The sequence below is a fragment of the Sphingobium sp. C100 genome (genome assembly GCF_000508185.1).
Lineage (GTDB): Bacteria > Pseudomonadota > Alphaproteobacteria > Sphingomonadales > Sphingomonadaceae > Sphingobium.
Map to the genome: position 1 here is coordinate 1 of NZ_AYOY01000156.1, position 21345 is coordinate 21345.

The 21345-nt window shown below is 62.1% G+C and carries 20 protein-coding genes and 1 tRNA gene; 6 read left to right on the forward strand and 15 right to left on the reverse strand.

Features of this window, described 5'->3' with window-relative positions; genetic code table 11:
- Positions 1–274, reverse strand: a 274-nt coding sequence (locus C100_RS38675; RefSeq protein ID WP_024020468.1) for a DUF815 domain-containing protein, incomplete at its 3' end; no start/stop codon positions are given.
- A gap of 170 nt (positions 275–444) precedes the next feature.
- Between C100_RS38675 and C100_RS38680 the strand changes: the two genes are divergently transcribed.
- The gene (locus tag C100_RS38680; RefSeq protein ID WP_031309715.1) at positions 445–1401 is read left to right on the forward strand and encodes an L-threonylcarbamoyladenylate synthase; all 957 of its coding nucleotides are present in this window, start codon (positions 445–447) and stop codon (positions 1399–1401) included.
- 24 nt (positions 1402–1425) lie between these two features.
- Here C100_RS38680 and C100_RS38685 read toward each other — a convergent pair whose 3' ends face one another.
- The 8 genes from C100_RS38685 to C100_RS38720 all read right to left on the reverse strand — a co-directional run bounded on the left by C100_RS38685 (position 1426) and on the right by C100_RS38720 (position 9041).
- Positions 1426–1689, reverse strand: a complete 264-nt coding sequence (locus tag C100_RS38685) for a hypothetical protein (RefSeq protein WP_031309716.1) — start codon at positions 1687–1689, stop codon at positions 1426–1428.
- A gap of 99 nt (positions 1690–1788) precedes the next feature.
- Positions 1789–2322 (reverse strand): peptide-methionine (S)-S-oxide reductase MsrA, encoded by a 534-nt coding sequence (gene msrA, locus C100_RS38690; protein WP_024020471.1) that lies wholly within the window; start codon positions 2320–2322, stop codon positions 1789–1791.
- Between the two features lie 41 nt (positions 2323–2363).
- On the reverse strand, positions 2364–4070 hold the full coding sequence (locus C100_RS38695) for a long-chain-fatty-acid--CoA ligase (RefSeq protein WP_024020472.1): 1707 nt from the start codon (positions 4068–4070) through the stop codon (positions 2364–2366).
- A gap of 137 nt (positions 4071–4207) precedes the next feature.
- A complete protein-coding gene (locus C100_RS38700) occupies positions 4208–4891 on the reverse strand; it encodes a DUF1013 domain-containing protein (protein ID WP_024020473.1) in 684 nt (227 codons plus the stop codon).
- Positions 4892–5006: 115 nt separating this feature from the next.
- Positions 5007–6035 (reverse strand): glycosyltransferase family 4 protein, encoded by a 1029-nt coding sequence (locus tag C100_RS38705; protein WP_031309717.1) that lies wholly within the window; start codon positions 6033–6035, stop codon positions 5007–5009.
- A gap of 11 nt (positions 6036–6046) precedes the next feature.
- Positions 6047–6922, reverse strand: coding sequence for a UDP-2,3-diacylglucosamine diphosphatase (locus tag C100_RS38710; RefSeq protein ID WP_024020475.1), 876 nt, complete (start codon positions 6920–6922; stop codon positions 6047–6049).
- A 204-nt stretch (positions 6923–7126) separates the two neighbouring features.
- Positions 7127–8485, reverse strand: a complete 1359-nt coding sequence (locus C100_RS38715; protein ID WP_024020476.1) for a DEAD/DEAH box helicase — start codon at positions 8483–8485, stop codon at positions 7127–7129.
- Positions 8486–8606: 121 nt separating this feature from the next.
- Positions 8607–9041 carry a hypothetical protein gene (locus tag C100_RS38720; protein ID WP_024020477.1) on the reverse strand — a complete coding sequence of 145 codons (435 nt, stop codon included), beginning with the start codon at positions 9039–9041 and terminating at the stop codon, positions 8607–8609.
- A 78-nt stretch (positions 9042–9119) separates the two neighbouring features.
- Here C100_RS38720 and C100_RS38725 point away from each other — a divergent pair, with 78 nt between their 5' ends.
- From C100_RS38725 to C100_RS38735, 3 genes are all read left to right on the forward strand, one after another.
- Positions 9120–10559, forward strand: coding sequence for an FAD-binding oxidoreductase (locus C100_RS38725; protein WP_024020478.1), 1440 nt, complete (start codon positions 9120–9122; stop codon positions 10557–10559).
- Between the two features lie 130 nt (positions 10560–10689).
- Positions 10690–11487, forward strand: coding sequence for a SapC family protein (locus tag C100_RS38730; RefSeq protein WP_031309718.1), 798 nt, complete (start codon positions 10690–10692; stop codon positions 11485–11487).
- A gap of 290 nt (positions 11488–11777) precedes the next feature.
- Positions 11778–11852 (forward strand) — tRNA-Glu (locus C100_RS38735).
- A gap of 235 nt (positions 11853–12087) precedes the next feature.
- Here C100_RS38735 and htpG read toward each other — a convergent pair.
- Positions 12088–13974 carry a molecular chaperone HtpG gene (htpG, locus tag C100_RS38740; protein ID WP_024020480.1) on the reverse strand — a complete coding sequence of 629 codons (1887 nt, stop codon included), beginning with the start codon at positions 13972–13974 and terminating at the stop codon, positions 12088–12090.
- A 423-nt stretch (positions 13975–14397) separates the two neighbouring features.
- On the opposite strand from htpG, the gene C100_RS38745 reads away from it, so the two are divergent.
- Entirely contained in the window at positions 14398–17118 is a 2721-nt protein-coding gene (locus C100_RS38745) for an ATP-binding protein (RefSeq protein ID WP_024020481.1), read from the forward strand.
- Between the two features lie 102 nt (positions 17119–17220).
- Here the strand turns inward: C100_RS38745 and C100_RS38750 are convergent, their stop codons facing one another.
- Genes C100_RS38750 through C100_RS38765 form a run of 4 tightly spaced genes read right to left on the reverse strand, consistent with a single transcriptional unit; the run spans position 17221 to position 20562 of the window.
- Positions 17221–17898, reverse strand: coding sequence for an isochorismatase family protein (locus C100_RS38750; RefSeq protein WP_024020482.1), 678 nt, complete (start codon positions 17896–17898; stop codon positions 17221–17223).
- A gap of 27 nt (positions 17899–17925) precedes the next feature.
- On the reverse strand, positions 17926–18798 hold the full coding sequence (locus tag C100_RS38755; protein ID WP_024020483.1) for an alpha/beta fold hydrolase: 873 nt from the start codon (positions 18796–18798) through the stop codon (positions 17926–17928).
- A gap of 16 nt (positions 18799–18814) precedes the next feature.
- The gene (locus tag C100_RS38760; protein WP_024020484.1) at positions 18815–19540 is read right to left on the reverse strand and encodes an alpha/beta hydrolase; all 726 of its coding nucleotides are present in this window, start codon (positions 19538–19540) and stop codon (positions 18815–18817) included.
- A gap of 50 nt (positions 19541–19590) precedes the next feature.
- The gene (locus C100_RS38765; RefSeq protein ID WP_031309720.1) at positions 19591–20562 is read right to left on the reverse strand and encodes an alpha/beta fold hydrolase; all 972 of its coding nucleotides are present in this window, start codon (positions 20560–20562) and stop codon (positions 19591–19593) included.
- Positions 20563–20694: 132 nt separating this feature from the next.
- Between C100_RS38765 and C100_RS38770 the strand changes: the two genes are divergently transcribed.
- The gene (locus tag C100_RS38770; RefSeq protein ID WP_024020486.1) at positions 20695–20949 is read left to right on the forward strand and encodes a response regulator transcription factor; all 255 of its coding nucleotides are present in this window, start codon (positions 20695–20697) and stop codon (positions 20947–20949) included.
- 76 nt (positions 20950–21025) lie between these two features.
- On the opposite strand, the gene C100_RS38775 is transcribed toward C100_RS38770, so the two are convergent.
- On the reverse strand, positions 21026–21334 hold the full coding sequence (locus C100_RS38775; RefSeq protein WP_235219099.1) for a hypothetical protein: 309 nt from the start codon (positions 21332–21334) through the stop codon (positions 21026–21028).
- Between the last annotated feature and the right edge of the window lie 11 nt (positions 21335–21345).

Sequence of the window (21345 nt, forward strand, 5' to 3'; positions counted from 1 at the left end):
CCGCCGACTTGCCGGTGCCGCGCGCGCCCCATAACAGCACGTCATGGGCGGCATGACCGGCAGCGTGACGGCGCGTGTTCGCGAGCAGCGCATCCTTCTGGGCCTCAATGCCGGTCAGAAGCGCATAATCCACAGGCGCGAAGGCCTCCACTGCATGGATGGCGCGTCCATCCCAGACATAGGCCGGTGCGGCGGCCAGATCGGCGGAACCGGGCGGCGACGGGGCCAGCCGTTCCAGCGCCTCGGCAATGCGGATGAGAAGTGCGTCTGTCATGGCGCGGACTTAGAGCATTTTCGCGCGCGGTGGAAATAGCCCGCAACGCGGAAAATGGCGGCGCTCAGGGCCATGTCGTCGATCTGCCCGTCGCGTGACTTGCAGCGATGTCATTCTGTTGTCGCAATGGCCTTTTACTCGACCGGGCGGGGGTCTATATCGCGGGGGCCGTGACTATCGCCAATCCAGTCTATTCCACTAAATTCTGCCGCTACGGCGCCGAGGCGCTGCGTGAGGCAGCCTTGCTCATCCGCGCCGGCGAACCCGTCGCCGTCCCGACCGAAACAGTTTACGGCCTTGCCGCCGACGCGACCGACAGCCATGCGGTGGCGGCGATATACAGCGCCAAGGGCCGGCCGAGCTTCAATCCCTTGATCGTCCATGTGGCAGACAGCGACATGGCGCGCGGACTGGCTGTTTTTTCGCCCGTCGCCGAAACGCTGGCCAAGCGCTTCTGGCCCGGTCCCCTGACGCTGGTGCTGCCGGTGCGCGCGGATAGCGGCCTGTCGCCGCTGGTCACGGCGGGCCTGCCGACGGTTGCGCTGCGCCTGCCCGCCCATCCCGCGATGCGCGCGCTGATCCGGGAAAGCGGACGCCCCCTTGCCGCGCCATCGGCCAATCGCAGCGGCGCGATCAGTCCCACCCGCGCGGAACATGTGCTCGCCAGCCTGGATGGCAGGGTCCGTATGGTGCTGGATGAAGGCCCGACCAGCGAGGGGCTGGAATCCACGATTGTGGCGCCGGAAGCGGGCTGCATCCGCTTGCTCCGTCCCGGCCCGGTGACGGCGGCGATGCTGGAAGAAGCGACGGGTATGCCCGTCATACTGGGTAAGGGCGACGTCGCGATCGAGGCGCCTGGCCAGCTCGAAAGCCATTATGCTCCCTCCAAGCCAGTTCGCCTCAACGTCATGCGCGCGGAAGCGGACCAATATATGATCGGTTTCGGCTTGATGCCCTGTCACATCAACCTCAGCCCCGAAGCCGATCTGCGGGAAGCAGGGGCGAACCTGTTCGCCGCCCTGCATATCGCCGACGCCAGTGCGGCCGCACGAATCGCGGTGGCGCCGATCCCGACGGACGGCATCGGCGCGGCCATCAACGACCGGCTGAAGCGGGCCGCGGCCTAGCGCCTCTTCGACCGTTTCAGGGCATCAGTCGCAATTGTCATAGCCGGCCTCGCGGCACTGCTTGCGCCTGTCCTTCTCAGCCTTTTTCGCCGCCTTGCCTTCGCGCGCGTCCTGCTTGCGCATCTTGCGGCCATAGTTGCGGTCGGCCTCATCCTGGCTGGTGGTCGCCCAGTCGGCCGCCTGCGCGCCCGCACGCACCGGCGCCGTCACCACGCTGGCCACCGTCCGCACGCACCCAGGCAGCGCCAGCATCAGCAGCGGCATGGCCAAAAACAACGATTTCCTCATGTCCATTCCCCGACTTATCCGTTGATATCTGCCTAGCACAGGGCGATGTGCCGCGCATACCGGAGACGGCGGGAAAGGCGATCGTCCGTAGGCCAGGGATCAGCCCCCGATGCGCTCGCCAAATCCCTTGCGCAGCTTGGCGAGCTTGGGCGGGATCACCGCCATGCAATAGGGATTCTGATCGCCGACCCGCTCCCAATATTTCTGATGATAATCCTCGGCCGGATACCAAGTGGCGTCAGGCTCGATCGCGGTGACGATCGGGTCGCTCTGGTCCGCCTGCGCCCGCTCGATCCCCGCGCGCGCCTGCGCCTCCTGTTCCGCCGAATGCGGGAAAATGGCGGATCGATATTGGGTGCCGACATCATTGCCCTGCCGATTGAGCGTCGTCGGATTATGCGTGGCGAAGAAAATATCCAGCAAATCGGCATAGGAGATCACAGCCGGATCATAGGTGATGCGGATCGCTTCGGCATGGCCGGTCGCGCCCGAACAGACCTGCTCATAGGTCGGATCGGGCATGGTGCCGCCAATATAGCCGCTCGTCACGGACTTAACGCCCTTGAGATTCTGATACACTGCTTCGGTGCACCAGAAGCACCCGCCGGCAAGCGTCGCGATTTCGTCGGCCATATCTTCGTCCTCGTCTCTGTGAAGCGCACAGATAGGAAGGATCAGGCCGCCGTTCCAGCCTCCTTGGCGGCGGCTTCCGCTTTGGCTCGCTCTTCAGCGACCAATTCCTTGCGGGACAGCTTGCCGACCAGCGTCTTGGGCAGGTTGAGGCGCACTTCGACTTCGCTCACGCGCTCATGCTTGCCAAGCTGAGGGTTCAACCAGCCCTTGAGTGCTGGACCGTCAATCTCCATTCCCTCGTTCAGCGTCACGAAGGCTTTGGGCTGTTCGCCGCGATAATGATCAGGCACGCCAATCACCAGCGCCTCCTTGACCGCGGGATGATGGTAGAGGACGGATTCCACCTGGCTGGGGAAGACCTTGAAGCCGCCAACCGCGATCATGTCCTTCAACCGATCAACGATCTTCACATAGCCGTCCTCGTCGATGATGCCGACGTCGCCGGTGCGGATATAGTCGCCGACGAACACCTGCGCATCCGCGTCGGGCCGGTTCCAATAGCCCTTCATGATCTGCGGCCCGGCAAAGAGCAACTCGCCCGGCTCGCCTTCGGGCGGCGGACGGGTCGGATCCTCACGATCCACCAGCTTCACATGCGTTCCCGGCACCGGCTGGCCAACCGTACCGCTCTTGTTCAGCCCCTCATAGGGATTGGTGCAGACGATCGGGCTGGTTTCGGTGAGGCCATAGCCTTCAATCAGCCGGGCGCCGGTCGCCGCCTCGAATTTCTGCTTGAGTTCCAGTGGCAAGGGCGCGCCGCCCGAAATACAGGCGCGCAGCGACGAAAAGTCGATATTGCGGATCGCAGGATGGTCCAGCAGCGCCTGGAACATGGTCGGCACGCCGGGCAGCGACGTCGCCTTGACCCGCTGCACGGCCGCGAGCACCTGCGCGGCGTCGAAACGCGGCAGCATCACCATTTCCCCGCCATTCACCACGGTCCGGTTCAGCGTGCAGGTATTGGCGAATACATGGAAAAAGGGGAGCACCGCGATGATCCGGTCCGCCTCATGCTGACGCGGATCGATCGCCTGCGCCTGGCGGGCATTGGCGGTGAGATTTTGATGCGTCAGCATCGCGCCCTTGGGCGTGCCCGTGGTGCCGCCGGTATATTGAAGCAAAGCGACGTCATTGACGGGATCAATCTCCGCCACCACGCAAGCGCCCTTGTTGGCCATGAAATGGTCGTACCGGATCACCCGCGGATCATCGGGAAGCGCCACGCTTTCGCTTGCCTTGAACCAGCGGAACAGCAGCGACTTGACCGGCGAAAGCATCTCCGCGACCGACCCGACGATCAGCGTTTCGAGCGAACTATGCTCCAGCACCTCCAGCGCGGTCGGCAGCAGCGCCTTGGCCGAAAGAGTGAAGAGAATTTTGGTGCCGCTGTCCTCGACCTGATGCTCCAGTTCGGCGGCGGTGTAGAGCGGGGAGAAATTCACGACGATGGCGCCTGCCATCAGCGCGCCATAATAGGCCGCGACATAATGGGGGGTGTTGGGCAGGTAGAGGCCGACCCGATCCCCCTTGGCGACGCCCATCGCCTGCAGGCCGCAGGCGATGCGCCTGATCTGGTCGAACATCTCACCATAGCTGAACTTGCGCCCCATGAAATCGACCATGGGAGCGCGAGGATGCGCCATGGCGCTGTCCGTGACCATCTGCCCCATCGACAGCGGCGGGAAGCTTTGATCCCACGGCGTGGGATGACGATAATTATCCTTCAGGATCTGTTCTATGCTCTCCATGCCCTGAATTGTATGGCCATCAGGCACTTTACGCAAGCGTCAAGCACCGCAAAAAGGGCCGCGCCACATAGCGGCACGGCCCTTTGAAAAGCAGCATGGCAGCAGCGTCCAACCCCGCCGCCAATGACGCTACGGCATCACACTTCGCCCTTGTTGCTGCTGAAGGGATCAAGGATCGTGGCAGCGCCGGAAATCAGTTCGGACTCGCTCTTGAGCGCTTCCTCAGCACGGCGCACAGACTCCTGACGCTCCCGGCGCAGCTCCTCGATCAGCGCCTCGCGGTCGCCATCCAGACGCGAATCGGTGGGCGCCTCGATGCCGGCCTTCTTCGCCGCCTTGGCCACCAGCGCGTCCAGTTCACGCTGCGAGCAAAGGCCCAGCGTCACCGGATCCTTGGGCACGATGTTGGAGATGTTCCAGTGCGTGCGATCACGGATCGCGGCGATCGTGGTGCGGGTCGTGCCGATCAACTTGCCGATGGCGCCGTCCGAAATCTCCGGGTGGTTGCGCAGGATCCAGGCAATGCCGTCCGGCTTGTCCTGACGCTTGCTGACAGGGGTGTAACGCGGCCCCTTGGTGCGGCGAACAGGCTCGGGGCCTTTCAGCATCTTGAGCTTGTAGTCGGGGTTCGCTTCGCCCTTGTGGATCTCCTCCATGGTGATCTCATGCGCGCGAACGGGATCACGGCCGGTATATTTGATGCTGGCGGTGTCATCGGCAATCGCCTGCACCTCCAGGATATGGAGCCCACAAAATTCCGCGATCTGGTCGAAGCTCAGCGCGGTATTGTCGATCAGCCAACTGGCTGTCGCATGGGGCATGAGAGGCTGGGACACGGGACTTCTCCGGCACGTAAAAACGATAAGGGCCGCCCAAGCAGGGCGGCCGCGACGGTTCGGAGATAATCCATCCCGGCCCTTGCGGCAAGGAAAAGCGTCAGGCGGCGCTTTCGATGACTTCAGGGTCGATGGCGTGCAAGCCCGATAGGAACTCGTTTGCGCTCCGTTCCCAGCTGAAGCTGCGGCCATAAGTGGCACATGCCGCGCGGTCCCTACCCAGGGCACCGGCGATGGCCTGCCCCAGATCCTCTGACAATGCGCCGGTTTCGGGCGTCACGATATCCACCGGCCCAGTGACCGGGAAGGCGGCGACGGGCGTGCCGCACGCCAGCGCCTCTATCATCACCAGCCCGAAAGTGTCTGTGCGGCTGGGAAAGACGAACACGTCGGCTCCGGCATAGGCGCCGGCCAGTTCCGTCCCGAACATCGATCCCAGGAAACGCGCCTGCGGATAGGCGCGTTCCAGCGCCGCACGCGCCGGGCCATCGCCCACCACGACCTTGGTGCCAGGATGGTCGGCGGCAAGGAAGGCTTCAAGATTCTTCTCGACCGCGACGCGGCCAACATAGAGCATGATCGGGCGCGGCAAGTCGGCGAATAGGGCAGGCGGCTGCGCATCGGGCGTAAAGGCCGCAAGGTCCACCCCCCTGCCCCAGGGCCGCACATTGGCGACGCCATGGACGCGAAGCTGCTCGCGCACTGACCGGGTCGATACCAGCACTGCCTGCGCCGGTCCGTGGAACCAGCGAATATAGCGCCAGAACCACGACGCCGGCAGGCCGGTGCGCTGTGCGACATAGTCGGGAAAATGAGTGTGATAGGCGGTGGTGAAGGGCACGCCGCTGCGCAGGCACCAGCGCCGCGCCGCCACGCACAACGGGCCTTCGGTCGCCAGATGCACGGCATCGGGCCGGAAGGCGGCGATCTCATGCCCCACGACGCTGGAGCGCACCAGCGCCAGCCTTATCTCAGGATAGGTGGGGCATGGAATGGAGCCGTAAAGATCGGGCGAGACCACCTTGACGGCATGGCCCATCCGTTCCAACTCGGTCTGGATCGTCTGGAGCGTCCGCACGACGCCATTGACCTGCGGCGCCCAGGCATCGGTAACGATCGCGATCCGCACCTGCCCCTCCGTCAAGCGGCCAGCCGGGAAGATTGATTCGGCGTTTCTTTGTCGGTGCGGGCAGCAATTTCGTCAGCCCAGTGGAGCACTTCCATCCGGCCGTCGAAATGTTCGACCAGCGCGGTGCACCCTTCGACCCAGTCGCCGTCGTTATAATATTCTATGCCAGCGATCTCACGCATCTCGGCATTGTGAATATGGCCGCACACCACGCCGTCTACGCCGCGCGTGGCCGCTTCATGCGCGACGACATCCTCGAACTTGGAAATGAACTCGACCGCATTCTTGACCTTGTTCTTGGCCATTTTGCTGAGCGACCAGTAGGGGAGGCCCATGCGCTGACGGACCGCGTTCACGACCACGTTGAGGCGCATCATCATCGTGTAGGCAGCGTCACCGACGAAGGCCAACCAGCGATGCGCCAGCATGATCGTGTCGAATTCGTCGCCATGCAGCACCAGCAGCTTGCGACCGTCGGCGGTCATGTGGATCGCCTTGCGCCGGATTTCCACGCCGCCAAAGCTCATGCCGGTGAACTGGCGGAACATTTCATCATGGTTGCCGGGGATATAGACGACGCGCGTGCCGCGCTTGGCCCGCTTCATGATGCGCCAGACGACGTCATTATGCGCCTGCGGCCAGTAAAAGCGCTTCTTGAGGCGCCAGCCGTCGATGATGTCGCCCACCAGGTAGATGGTCTCGCTATCGACGCTGTCGAGGAAATCGATCAACATCGTCGCGTTGCAGCCACGCGTCCCCAGATGAATATCCGAAATCCAGATGGTGCGGTAGCGATGACGCTCCCCTTCCCGCTCGGGGATAAGGAGCTTGTCTTCAGCGCCGTCTTCCATCTCAGCAAGGAAGGGCAAGCGCGTGATGGCGTTCATGATACGATCCCCAGAAACACTGTCCTTGGGAGCGAATCCTTAGCGCCGCAATGTTACAAATCCGCAGAGAATATGACGGAAATGCTACGATTCCGGCAGTTTTCGGCTAGTTTAGAAGGGCTCAGGGAACAAGCGTCAGAGCAGCGCCCTCAAGAAGCGCTCCACATCGCGGCAATGGAAAAGGCATCTGGGCGGCCGCTCGGCTCAGCCGGTAAAGCCGACCGACAGAAATTCGGGCACCGGGCCATTCCACCCCTCGTCCGGGCCGTCTTCGACCGGTGCGGAGCGCCGTTTCCCATTGGGAGCAGGAGCAGGAGCGGGAACGGCGGCGCGTTCCCTGGGCTGGTCGCGCCGTTTGTCGTCCGGCTTTTCGTCTCGACGCTCGACCTTGCGATCGGGGTTTTTCGTCCGCTTTTCTTCCGGCGCCGGCGCATCGCTGCCCGATCCATCCGGCAGGGGAGCATAGTCGATCTTCGTGCCGATCAGCTTCTGGATATTGTCGATTGCCTCGGCATCTTCGTTGGTCACGAACGTGTAAGCGACGCCCTTCGCCCCGGCGCGGCCGGTGCGGCCAATGCGGTGGACATAATCGTCGGGATGCCAGGGCGCATCGAAATTGAAGACGTGGCTGACGCCCTTGATGTCCAACCCTCGCGCCGCAACGTCGGAGGCGACCAGAATGTTGACCGTTCCGTCGCGGAACCGTTCCAGTTCGGCGATGCGCGACGCCTGGTCGATATCGCCATGAATCTCGCCCGACTTATATCCGTAGCGCTGCAGACTTTTATTGAGTTCGCGCACCGTGGTCTTGCGGTTGCAGAATATAACCGCGCTTTGCACTTCCTGCCCGTCGAGCATCGCACGCAAAGCATCGCGCTTCTTGCGCGAATCGACCTTGACCAGATGCTGGGCGATGTTGATCGAAGCTGTCGCGGGACGCGCCACCTCGATCGACTTGGGATTGCTGAGGAAACGGTCGGCCAACTTCTTGATGACCGGCGGCATGGTGGCCGAAAAGAGCAGAGTCTGTCGCTGGGCCGGAAGCTTGGTGCAGATATGCTCGATATCCGGGATGAAACCCATGTCGAGCATCCGGTCCGCCTCGTCGATCACCAACATGCTGCAACCGTTCAGGAGTATCTTGCCGCGCTCGAACAGGTCCATCAGGCGGCCGGGCGTGGCGATCAGCACGTCGACGCCTTTTTCCAGCGCCTTGACCTGGTCCCCCATCTGCACGCCGCCGATCAGCAGCGCCATGGAAAGCTTGTGATATTTGCCGTATTTCTCGAAATTCTCCGCCACCTGGGCAGCGAGTTCGCGCGTCGGTTCCAGGATCAGGCTGCGCGGCATCAGGGCGCGGGCGCGGCCATGCGCCAAGATATCGATCATGGGCAGCACGAAGCTGGCCGTCTTGCCGGTGCCGGTCTGCGCAATGCCGATGATGTCCTTCATCATCAGCACCGACGGGATCGCCTGCGCCTGGATCGGCGTCGGCGTGTCGTAACCGGCCTCGGTGACGGCCTTCAACAATTCATCGGAGAGGCCGAGATCGGCAAAAGTCATTCAGATGTCCGGGACAGGAGGGGTGTCCGCACTGCGCGTCCGCAGCACGGAAATCGGCCGCGATTTGCGGAAATATTGGCCCCTTGTCAAGAAATTCGCGCAATTTAAGCCATATTATCGCTCAGTCCTCGGGATCGGCTGCGACAAGGCGGCGAAAACTGTCGATCGCGCAGCTCATGCCGTTGCGCGCCTGTAGTTCATCCCGCCCGGAACAGAGCGATCCATCCTCATTGGGTTCGACATAGAAGCCGGAATAGAAGCCCACCGAATCACACCCTCTTCCCAACCGCGCGCGATAGCGATGCTGGTCAGCCAGCAACAGATCCACGCCGTCGCGCACGACGATGCTCGCCCCCCGGATCGATCGCAAGGCGATGCAGCGCGGCCCCTTTTTCTCTTCCCAGTCATCGCCCTCTTCAGGCGTGACCCGCGCCGGCGCTTTCCCTTTGCGCACCATGGGGACGCGGATGATGACACGTCGCTCGATCGTCAACTGTGCCCATTGCACGGGCTCTGCGGCAGGCGCGGCGAGGAGCAGCAGGACGGAATGAAGCAAGTGGGACCCCTTTTGGGAAATGGACGCTATCGCAGGATGGTTGAACCGTCGATGAATTCCGGGGCATAGGTGCGTCCCATGATTGGACAGGATATTATTGACCGCTTCGCCGCCCTTCTTGGCTCCAAGGGCGTGACCAGCGACCAGGACGACCTGGCGCCCTGGGTGAATGACTGGCGCGGCCGCTATCATGGCGCGGCGGCGGCGATGCTGTCTCCTGCATCGACGCGGGAAGTCGCCGCAGCCGTGGCACTGGCTGCCGAACTTGGCGTCGCGCTGGTGCCGCAGGGTGGCAACACGTCGATGGTGGGCGGCGCGACGCCACCGGCCGACGGCTCCGCCCTCATCCTGTCGCTGCGACGCATGAATCATATCCGCAGCCTGTCGCCGGACGATAATCTGGCGGTGTGCGAAGCCGGGGTGATCCTGAGCGTGCTGCATGACGCGGCTCAGGCGGCAGGACGACGCTTCCCCCTCAGCCTGGGAGCCAAGGGTTCAGCCACCATCGGCGGCCTGGTATCGACAAATGCCGGCGGAACCCAGGTTCTGCGCCACGGCACCATGCGCGCGCTGGTCGAAGGCATAGAGGCGGTGCTGCCCGACGGCAGCATCTTCGACGGGCTGGATGCGCTCAGAAAAGACAATCGCGGCTATGACATCAAGCAGTTGCTGATCGGCGCCGAAGGCACGCTGGGCGTAGTCACCGCCGCGTCCTTGCGGCTGGTGCCCGCCATCGCCGTGCGCGCAGTCGGCTGGGTCGGCGTCGATAGTCCTGCGCAGGCGCTGCGCCTGCTCCGCCTGACGGAGGAACGGCTGGGCAACAGCGTCGAGGGGTTTGAGGTAATCGCCGACGACACGCTCGGTTTCGTCCTGGGCCATGTGCCCGGCACCCGATCGCCGATCGAGACGCGCACGCCCTGGCATGTGCTGGTCGAGGTCGATCATGCGGATCTTTCCGACCCCGGCCCGGCCGACCGGCTGGAAGAGGCGCTGACCGACGCCTTCGAACAAGGCATCGCCGTCGATGCCGCCATCGCCGTCAACGAAGCGCAGGCGGAAGCCTTCTGGCGCATCCGCGAATCGCTGTCGGAATCGGAACGGGCGCAGGGGCCGGCGCTGCAATATGACATCAGCGTGCCCGTGGCGAAGATGCCGGCCTTCATGATCGAGGCGGCTGCGGCGGCGCAAAGCCGCTTTCCCGGCACCACCGCCTCCTCATTCGGCCATCTGGGCGACGGCAATGTCCACTTCCACGTCCGCGCGCCCAAGGGGACGAGCGATGGGCCGGCCTGGATCGCGGCGCAGGGGCAGGCGATCAACGGCTTCGTCCATGATGCCGTGGTCGCGGCCGGTGGCTCCATCTCGGCCGAACATGGCATTGGCCAGATGAAACGGGCCGAACTCGGCCGGCTGGCCAGCCCCGCCCGGATCGCGGCGCTGCGCGCCATCAAGACGGCGTTCGATCCTCGGGGTTTGTTCAACCCCGGCAAGTTGATCCCGCTGCCTGAAGAAGGCTGAACAGAGCCAAGAGCGCGCCGCCGCCGACAAAGCGATTGCACCGGGCCAGCAAGGCCTTTATCGCCCTGCCCCAATCTTCCGGCCCGCGGCGCACGCAAAAGCGCCGCCATATGAGAGAATGGACCTGACCATGGCCACTGCGCCCGCGAACAACCTGCCGATCTTCTACAACGACCTGCTGCCGCTCAGCACCATGGATCATGCCGACTATAAAAGCCGCAGCGTCGATGCCGCGCCCTTCCTTACCAGCCAGCATGCGGTCCCGCTGACGATTGACGAATTTGTCACCGCGCAGCGTTTCGCGCCGATCATCTTCTCGGCCGGCGCTGATTCGGTGCCACTGCTGCTGATGGGCCTCAACGAAGGCGTGAATGTCTTCCTGGACGATGAAGGCAAGCTGCGCGGCCCCGCCTATGTGCCCGCTTATGTCCGCCGCTATCCCTGGATGCTGGCCAAGCTGCGTCCCGACAGCGAGGAGCTTTCGCTCTGCTTCGATCCGACCAGCCCGGCGGTCGGCGCTTTCGAGGAAGGCACGCCCCTGTTCGAGGATGGCAAGCCCAGCGAACTGACCCAGGGCGTCCTCAAATTCTGCGAGGATTTCGAGCAGGCGGCTGCGCGGACCGGCCAGTTCGTTCGCGAATTGCAGGAAATGGACCTGCTGATGGACGGTGAAGTGTCGATCCAGACGCCGATCACCGATCAGCCGTTCGTCTATCGCGGTTTCCGCATGGTCAACGAAGACAAGCTGCGCGACCTGCGCGGCGACCAGCTGCGCAAGATCAACCAGAGCGGGATGCTGCCGCTCATCTATGCGCACCTCTTCTCGCTCCAGTTGATGCGCGAAATTTTCGAAAGCCAGATCGGCCAGGGCAAAGGCCCGATCGCCGCGCCGGACGCGCCCGGCGCCCCGGCGCCCGCCGAAGGCTGAACCCGATTAGATTCGGGCGGCCTTGCTCTTTGGTAGAAGGGGCGTCGCTTCCCTCTTGAAAGGCGATGCGACCTGCCCTATCTACTGAACATACGGCGCACCTGCCCCCCTTTCGGGTGTGTCGTATGGGCGCCTCCCCCTTTGGAGGCGTCTCCTCCCTGAACCTTGGCCACCCCATGCTTGCATGGGGTGGTTTTTTATTGATGCAGATGTGAGAGATCGCGCTTTCGCTTGACGGAAACGGCGGGGGTGCTAAAGCGCACCCCCTGCCGGCCGCCGATGCGGCGCATGGCCCCTTCGTCTAGCGGTTAGGACGCGGCCCTCTCACGGCTGAAACACGGGTTCGATTCCCGTAGGGGTCACCACCTTCGTCTCCAAGAAGGTGTCAATACATTCCCTAAGCGACTGTTTGTTCGACACGTCCAAACGCGGGCGCTACCGGCGGATCAACTATCGCGATCTGGGCAGGCAGAAGCCCCTCGCGTTCCATCGCGTAGCGGCCATAAGCAGCCTGTCTGCACCTGGGCGATCAAAAATCGACGCCGGAGGACTCCGCCGAGCCGCCTCAAAGCCAGGGGAGCCGGTAGGCTCCCCGCAACATCATCCCAAGGCTTTCGTCATCAAGCGCTCCAACCGCTCGGCAAAGGCCCTTGGATCGGCCGGGGGTTCACCCTCGGCAATCCGGGCCTCATCAAGCAACAGAAATGCGAGGTCGCGTCGCCCGTCGACATCGCCGCAGGCCTCACCCAATTTCGCGATGAGAGCGTGGCCCGCATTCACCTCCAGGACCGGCTTCGCCCGCTCAGGTGCACGGCCGGCTGACGCCAGCATCTTTTCCAGTTGCAAGTCCATGGCGTTCTCGGCCGCAACGATGCAGACCGCGCTACTGGTCAAGCGGTCCGAAATACGAACATCGGACACCTCGTCTGCCAACGCCTCCTTGGCAAAGGTAATAAAGCTATTGGCCTCCTCGCTCGGCCCGGCCGCGCTGCTGCTCCCCTCGGCCAGGGGGATGAGGCTCAGATCGGCTGCGCCTTGCGTGACAGATTTGAAGGGCTTGCCCTCGTAGTCGACGCCCATCGTCGTCCAGAAACTATCGACCTGATCGGGGAGCAGCAGGACTTCAATGCCACGGGCCTTGAACCCCTCGATCTGGGGGGACTGCGCAATGCGATCCAGATCATTGCCGGTGGCGTAGTAGATCGCCGTCTGGTTTTCCTGCAAGGAGCCGACATAGTCCTTGAGCGAACGCCACGCGCCATTGGATGTCGTGCTCTTGAACCGGGCTAGGCCCAGCAATGCCTCGCGGCGTTCGAAATCCTCATAGAGGCCTTCCTTCATCACTGATCCGAAATTTTCCCAGATTGCGGCATAACGTTCCGGGTCGTTGGTCGCGATTTTGTCCAGTTCGGAGAGGATGCGGTTGCTGACGCCCTTCTGAATGGCCGCCAGAACCGGACTGTCCTGAATCATCTCGCGCGACATATTGAGTGGAAGATCGGCGGAATCCACAAGACCGCGCACGAAACGCAGATAGCGCGGCAGAATCTCCGCCTCGTCGGTGATAAACACACGGCGCACATAGAGTTTGATGCGGCCCTTGCGGTCGGGGTCGAACAGATCGAACGGTTTGGTTTCGGGGATGAAGGTCAGGACGGAATATTCGTGACGTCCCTCCGCCCGATAATGCAGCGTCAGGGCTGGCTTATCGAACTGCCCCGCGACGCTGCGGTAAAAGTCGGCATAATCGTCCTCGCTGATGTCGGACTTGGCCTTGGTCCACAGCGCAACGCCATCGGCGACCTGCCCTGGCGCCTCCTCGCTTCCGACTTCCTGGAGAAAGATGGGGACCGGGACATGACCCGACTGCGCCTTGACGATCCGCTCCACAGTGTAGCGCTCGACATAGGTTTTGGCGTCGTCGAGAAGGTGAAGCGTGACGCGCGTACCACGCTTGGGCGCCGCTGCGAGATCGGTTGATGCGATCGTGTAAGTACCCAGGCCATCGGAGCACCAGGTCGCTGCATCGGTCGTGCCGGCGCGGCGAGACACAACCTCCACCTTCCCCGCCACCATGAATGCAGAATAGAAGCCGACGCCAAACTGCCCGATGAGTTGCTGCCCCTCTCCATTTTTGTCTGCGGCAAGTTTATCCATGAACGCCTTGGTGCCCGACCGTGCAATGGTGCCCAGCGTTTCGCTCATATCCGCGGCGGTCATGCCGATGCCATTATCCTCGATGACGAGAGTGCCGGCTTCCTTGTCCAGCGTCAGGCTGATCCGCGATTTGGGGTCCTCATCCAGCAGCGCCGGGTTCGAGATCGCTTCATAACGCAGCTTTTCGCAGGCATCGGCTGCATTGGAGATAAGCTCGCGCAGGAACACGTCCCTATCTGAATAAACCGAGTGGACCATCATGTGCAGGAGCTTTGAAACATCAGCCTCGAAGGCCCGCGTTTCAGGGGCGGTAACAGTGTCCGTCGTCATCGTCTCTCTGGCTCTCGAATTTGCTAGAATTGCGGGAAGCAGATGGATGGAATGTCGTTCCGGTTCAAGAGGTCGCATTGCATTACAGATGGTCCGGGACGTCATCATGGCAATGAAGCAGAGGCCTTTATCGATGAGCGGGTTGCCCCGGTTCAAAATCACCGGAGCATTCAGCGGGATACAGGGCGAAACGCGCAGAGTTGCGCGAAGCAGGTCGGATGGGAATTGACGTCAGTCTTGCACGGTCGATCGGGAAAAGCGCACGTACCGCAGCGGGGAGGTCGAAATGGAGGCTGAACGCGTCCGGTTTGGGTCACTACCGGCGGCGCGGCCTGAAGCGACCGCCGCAACTATCATAGCGACTCTTGCAAACGGACGCGAATGACTTAACGTCGGCGGCAATCACGTTACGCTGGGGGAACGGTGTCGATCAGCGGTGACTTTGGCGCATTGTCGCAGCGGTCAGCCTATGGCTTCGGCGATTTTCGTCTGCTGCCCGAACAACAAACCCTTCTCTTCCAGGAAAAGCCTGTCGCTCTTGGTGGCCGCGCATTTGATATCCTGACCTTGCTGGTGTCTCGGGCGGGGGAGGTCGTCAGCAAAGCCGATTTGTTTGCACATGTGTGGCCTGATTACATCGTTCATGATCATAATTTGAAGGTCAACGTCGGCAATGTGCGCCGCAGCCTGGCGGAGCTTGATCCCGACGGGGAGTATATCGCCACGATCGCCGGCCGCGGATATAAGTTCGTAGCAAACGTGGAAATTGGCGGAGAGCCGATGGCTGCGACGCGCATAGCAGTAACCGGTCATCATATCAGCCCGCCCAATGTGCCGCGTCTTTTCGGCCGTGACGAGATGATCGGGCTTATCTGCGAACAGCTTATACACCCCGGTTACCTGTCCATCGTTGGCCCGGGAGGCGTTGGAAAGACATCTATCTCCATCGCTGCGGCGCAAATGTGTCGTGGTTCGGATGACGCTGTCGCATTCGTCGACCTTTCGACATTGAATGATCCGCGTTTTGTCGTACCCGCAATGGCGTCGGGTGTCGGAGTTTCGCTGGGGCTGGACGATCCGATAGCAGGCGTGATCGACCGTCTCCGCCGGGGCAACATGATCGTAATCATCGACAATTGCGAACATGTGGTTGCAATGGCAGCTTCGGTGATCGAGCGAATTTCCTCGGAACTTCCACAGGCCCGCATCGTCGTCACGAGCCGTGAACCTTTGCGAACCCGGCATGAACGGGTCTATTTCCTGCCGGGTCTTCACTATCCCGATTGCTCGGCGCAGATAGACGCGAACGATGCCCTGGCCTACCCTGCCATTCAGCTCTTCCTGGCAAAAGTCCAGAATGTGGGCGTCGGGGAACTTACCGACGAATATGTCCGCAACATCGCTTCGGTCTGCGCGAGACTGGAGGGCCTGGCGCTTGCGATCGAGCTGGCGGCCGGGACCGCCAGCGCGCTTGAGCCCACCGCGCTGAAGCAATTCTTTGAACATGGCTTCGACATGATGAGCCGTGGTCCGAGAGATGCACCGCTTCGCCATCAGACGCTGGAAGCCACGCTCGACTGGAGCTATCGGCTTCTTACCGAACGGGAGGCGGTTCTGCTGGAACTGCTTTCGCTTTTCTCCGGGCGTTTCAGTGCCGATGACGTAGAGGCGCTATATGGTGCCGGCGGGATAGAACCGATGGAAGGGCGTGATGCCTTGTCGCAGCTGGCGGCCAAGTCGCTCGTTACGACCGAGTTCAGTCAAGGGACGCTACTCTACAGGCTGCCTGAAAGCACATCAGCCTATGCATCCCAGCGACTCTTTGGAGCCCCCTATCGTCAAACGGCAAGACGCCAATTTGCCGTCAGCATCTGCACCAAGTTGCAGAAGGCGGAGCGGGAATGGTTGCTTCAGACCTCCAGACAATGGCTGGGAAAATATCGGGCGCTCATTGACGATGTTCGCTCCGTCATTGCCTGGGCCTTTGATCCGGCCGGCGATGCTGAAGTCGGCGCGGCTGTTGTCGTTGCTGCCCTGCCGCTTTGGCAGGAATTGCCGGCATTCAAGGAAATGCTTGCAGCTATCGAGACCGCTGAAACGGCCGGGCCCGCAATGGCGGCTCTGTCGCCAGTCGATCGCGTCAAGCTTTCGACAGCCAAGGCCTGGGCCATGACGCTGGCCCGCAAAATGCATCCAAGGACCGATTTAGCATGGCGTAACAGTATCGATCATGCCCGCGAAGCTGGAGACCCGGAGTTCGAGCTGCCGGCAGTCTGTGGTCAGGCGGTATTCCTCACCTATTCCGGCCGGCCGCTCACAGCCGTGCGAAGCATGTATCATTATGCAGCCGTGACGGGCCTCAACTGGGACGCCGTGCCCGACGGCAAGCGCTTTCTTGCACATGCGGAAATTTATGCCGGGCGGTTTTCGTCTGCATCGGTCCGGCTGGAGGAATTGACTGCGGCCTGTGGGCACCTGACCGATGGTCGTCGATTGTCGCGCTTCCAGGTGGACTTGCCCGTCGCGATCGGCCTGTCCCATGCCTTTCTGTTCTGGTTACAGGGAGAGGCGGCGCGTGCTTCTGAGGTTGCGGGTCGCGCGATCGCCAGGGCGGCCGAACTCAATCATATGATCTCGCTGGGCAATGCGCTTTGCCTTGCGGGCCTGCCGGTTGCCTATTTGAACGGCGACCTGGCGACGGCTTCCCTTCTTCAGGAGCAACTGGCGGAAGTGAGCAAGCGCGAGAATATCGGCATCTACGAAGGAACGAGCCAGTTCTTCTCAGGCGCGATCCTTGCGGCTCAAGGCGATGACGCCGGCCTTGGGATCATGCAAAAGAGCATTATTGAACTCGAGGCAAATAATTGGCTGGCCCGGGTGGCATTCTACCAATGTCTGCTCGCAGACGCTTGGCTAAAAATAGGAAACGTGCAGCAGGCAGAACAATGCCTCAAGCAAGCGCTCAGGCAAGCTCACCTGCGTGAGGAACGCTGGTGCCATGCCGAACTCTTGCGTGTTGCTGGCGTGATCGAAGGCAGAAAAGGATGCGGTGAAAAGGCGGAACGCCTTCTGGAAAAATCCGTTCGATGGGCGCAGGCCATGGGGGCCGGGTCAGCCATTGGGCGGACAAGGGCATCGAACTAACCGTCGAGTTGAAGCGAACGGAGGGCGTGAGCGCGATGCCCATGAAACCATGGCCGACACTCCGCTGGTCGTCCTCCGTCCGCCGGATGGAAAGGAGAGAGTCTAGACCATTTCTCTCGCGGCTTGTTGTGCTCGGGCATAGCTTTCTGCCACGGCGGCATAGTTCGGCGCCACCAGGCCGTAGAGGATGCCGAGGTCTGCCGCCTCCGGTCGCGCCCAGGTGCGGTGGAGTTCGGACAGCAGGGCGTTGGTCGATGTCGGTTTGACCCCGCCCTGCACGAAGCGAGCCAGCGACACGCGTGATGCCATCTCGCTCGGATCGCCCGAAGCATCGAGGACGGCGTAGACTTCATAGCCCGCCGCGCGTGCATCCAGCGCCGGGAACATGACGCAGACGCTTGTCCAGACACCCGCCATGATCAGCGTCTTGCGTTCCGTTGATCGAACCTCCGCAACGAAGTCGTCATTATCCCAGGCATTAACCTCGCCCTTGCGCGGCACATAGACGGCATGGGGAGCGTGGTGATGAATCTCGGGCATAAGCGGGCCGTTGGGACCCGCAGGCTCCGATGCCGTGGTGATCACCGGAATCTTGAGCAGCGTCGCGAGCTTGGCGATCATCTCGACATTCCGGCGCAGATCCGCGACCGCGATATCCTTCACCGTTTGGAACAGGCCCGATTGATGGTCGAGCAGCAGGATCAGGGCGTCGGACGGATCGATCAGCGCGGCGCCGCCACCTGAGGGCACGACGCTCGATTTGGACTTGCTGTTATACATGGTCATTCTCCGTTGTTGGGGTTTCGGTCACTGGGCCAGGTTGCGCGCCAGGAAATCGCGCATAAGGGGGATCATCTCATCGGCCTTCTCCTCGAGCGCGAAGTGGCCGGTCGCAAAGAAATGAAGCTCCGCGTCGGGCAGGTCGCGCAGGAACGCGCGCGCGCCGTCGGGCAGGAAGATGGGGTCATTTTCCCCCCAAAGGATCAGCGCTGGCGGCCGATGCTCGCGGAAATAGGCATGAAAATCCGGGTAGAGTGCGACGTTGGTCTGATAGTCGGCGATGATGCGCAAGTGGATGTCCACGCTGCCAGGACGATCGAGAAACATCTGGTCGTAAAGCCAGGCGGCCGGATCGATACGCGCCGGATCGCTTGCGCCGGCAAGATATTGGAAGCGCGTTCCCTCGATAGTCAAAAAAGGCAGCATGGCGTCGCGTTCCGCTGGGCCGTTGTCCGCCCAGTAAGCGCGTGTGATGTCCCAGAAATCGCCCATGCCTTCTTCATACGCGTTGCCGTTCTGGATGATCAGCGCGCGCACCATTTGGGGATACGCCAACGCCAGGCGAAAGCCGGTGGGCGCGCCATAATCCATCACGTAAAGCGCAAAACGGTCTACCCCCAAATGAACGAGCAGGCTGGCGACGATCTCGGCGAAGCGGTCGAACGCATATGTGAAGTCCGCCGGGGACGGCATGGCGGACAGCCCGAACCCCGGCAGGTCAGGCGCGATCACATGATAGCGATCGGCAAGCGCCGGCAGGAGGTTGCGATACATGTGCGAGGAACTGGGAAAGCCGTGGAGCAACAGCACGACGGGTCGTCCCCGCTGCCCGGCCTCGCGATAGAATATTTCGATGCCGTCCACGGTCGCGGTGCGATGGTAAGTGACAGGCTGGGTCATGATCTTTCTTCCGTGTTCAAGCCAGGGTCGCGGCGGCGGCCGCGATGAAATCGGCCACCTTCGTCGGATGCGACATCATCGCGGCGTGGCTGCTGTCGATCTCGGTGAGCGCGGCGCCAGCGCGACGAGCCATGCGGCGCTGCGCGCTCGGCGGGACCATCTTGTCGGCCGACGCCACCAGGTAGAAGCTCGGCTTTGTCTTCCAGGCCGCCTGGCTGATGGTCGCCGTCGCGGCATCTAGGCTCCAAGGAAGTTGGGCGGACGCCATGAACCGTGTCGTGCGGGGGTCGACATCCGCTGCGAATGCATCCGGGAACTGAACTGGGTCCACGATGAGGTAGCCGTCCTGTGGCGGCAGCACCGGCGCCTTGTTTTCCCCTTTCTCGGCCGGCGCGTCGTTCAGTTGGGCCACAGATTCGCCAGCATCGGGCACGAATGCGGCGATGTAGGCGAGTCCCTCCACCTTGGGATGGTTGCCTGCTTGCGTGATGACGGCGCCGCCATAGCTGTGGCCGACCAGCAGGACAGGATGACGGGCCGCTTCGATCACGCGCATGGTCGCGCAGACATCCCCGTCGAGCGTGACTGTGGGGTGCTGAACGACCAGCACGTCAAAGCCGCGTGCGACAAGTCGGCTGTGGACCTGCTGCCACCCGGAGCCATCGACGAATGCGCCGTGCACCAGGACGACAGAATGGGTTGGCGCGCCAGCGGTCTGGGCGCCCGGAACGGGAGCGGTCATATCTATTCCTTTCAGGCCATACGGGCGGGGCCGAAGCCCCGCCCCGCGTGTCATGCGCAGAGGTTGCGGTCGAGGAAGTCGCGGATCAGCGGCGCCATCACGTCCAGCCTGTCCTCCAGCGCGAAATGGCCGCTGTCGAGGATGTGCATCTCCGCATTGGGCAGGTCGCGCAGATAGGGATGCGCTCCAGCCTCGGGGAAGATTACGTCATTCTTGCCCCAGACGATCAGTGTCGGTGGCTTGCGCTCACGGAAAAAGGCCTGGAACTGGGGATAGAGCGGGACATTGCTGCCATAGTCGCCCAGAAGATCAAGCTGGATCTCCCGGTTGCCCGGCCGGTCGAGTAGCGCCTGGTCCGCCACCCAGTTGTCCGGGCTGATCCTGGCGGTGTCGCCCATGCCGTCGGTATATTGGAACTTGGTTGTCTCAAGCGTCAGCAGGCCAGCCAACGCCTCGCGACGGGCGGGTGTCTTCTCAGCCCAATAGGCTTTGATCGGATCCCAGAAAGCGGCGAGCCCTTCGGTATAGGCGTTGCCATTCTGGACGATGAGGGTCTCGACCCGTTCGGGATGCTTGATCGCGAGCCGGTATCCGATCGGGGCGCCATAATCCATGACGTACATGCTGTAGCGCTTTGCGCCGACCTTGTCGGTCAACTGATCGACGATGTTGGTCAGGTTCGCGAATGTGTAGGCGAACTTGGCGTGGTCGGGAGCATCGCTTTGGCCATAGCCCGGATAGTCGGGCGCGATCACCCGATAGCGGTCCGCCAAAAGTGGAATGAGATTGCGGAACATATGTGACGAGGTCGGGAAACCGTGCAGCAGCAGCAGGACGGGTGCGTCCGCTGGCCCGGCTTCACGATAGAAGACCTTCACGCCATCGATGGTCGTGTTCCTGTAATGAATGACGGGAACCGCCTTGGCTGCGATGGTCGTGGGGGCTGGCGCGCAAGCGGCGTAGGCTGCCACAGGGCTGATCGCCGCAAGCATGGCGATGGCGCTAACGAGATGGTTCTTCATGATCCTTACCTTTCCGAAATGGGTGCAGGTGGACATCAGCACCTCGGACATCGGGCTATCATCAGGAGCGTCTCGGCCCGGGATAAATAAGGGTAAAAAGTTGGACGCCGACTGCGCCACGCCAACAAGAAGATGGCACGGCGGCTGAATCTGTCGAACGACATGATCCAGGCGCAGCTCAAGACCATCTTCGGAAAGCTCGGCGTTCAGGATCGCACCCACGCGGTCACAGTTGCGGTGCGCCGCGGCTATATTAATCCATTCTCCTGCAATCACAGCGAACCGACGATCGCTAGCCGGTCTCGTCGATCATTTTTCGGAAGCGAACGAACCGCATCCCGGAATAGCAAATTCGAGGCTCAAAAACGCGCCTCTCTCCTGCGCTAGCTTCTGTATGCAGCCTGGTCATTATCGCACTTCGCTCTTGCTCGACATCCGGCAGCGGCGCCTCTCGAACCACCCCTCAATGCAGCAGACCATTCAGAACAGGAACCAGTCGTCGAAAACCAAAGGGCTTGGATATGACGGGCGCCGTTGGATGGGCGCGCATCACCGGATGCGCGGTCGATCCTGAACAGAATAGATAAGGGATGTCGTAGCTTTGCAAATCGTCCGCCAGCAGGCCCGCGTCGGCATCCTGTAACGACACGTCAACCACCGCCCCGGCCGGAAAATGAGCGGCCAATGCCGCCATGCCGTCCCCCAGCGTCGCATAAGGCCCGTCGATCTGATATTGCGCGCCCTCCAACAGTTCAGCGATCAGCGCCGCCACCAACGGATCGT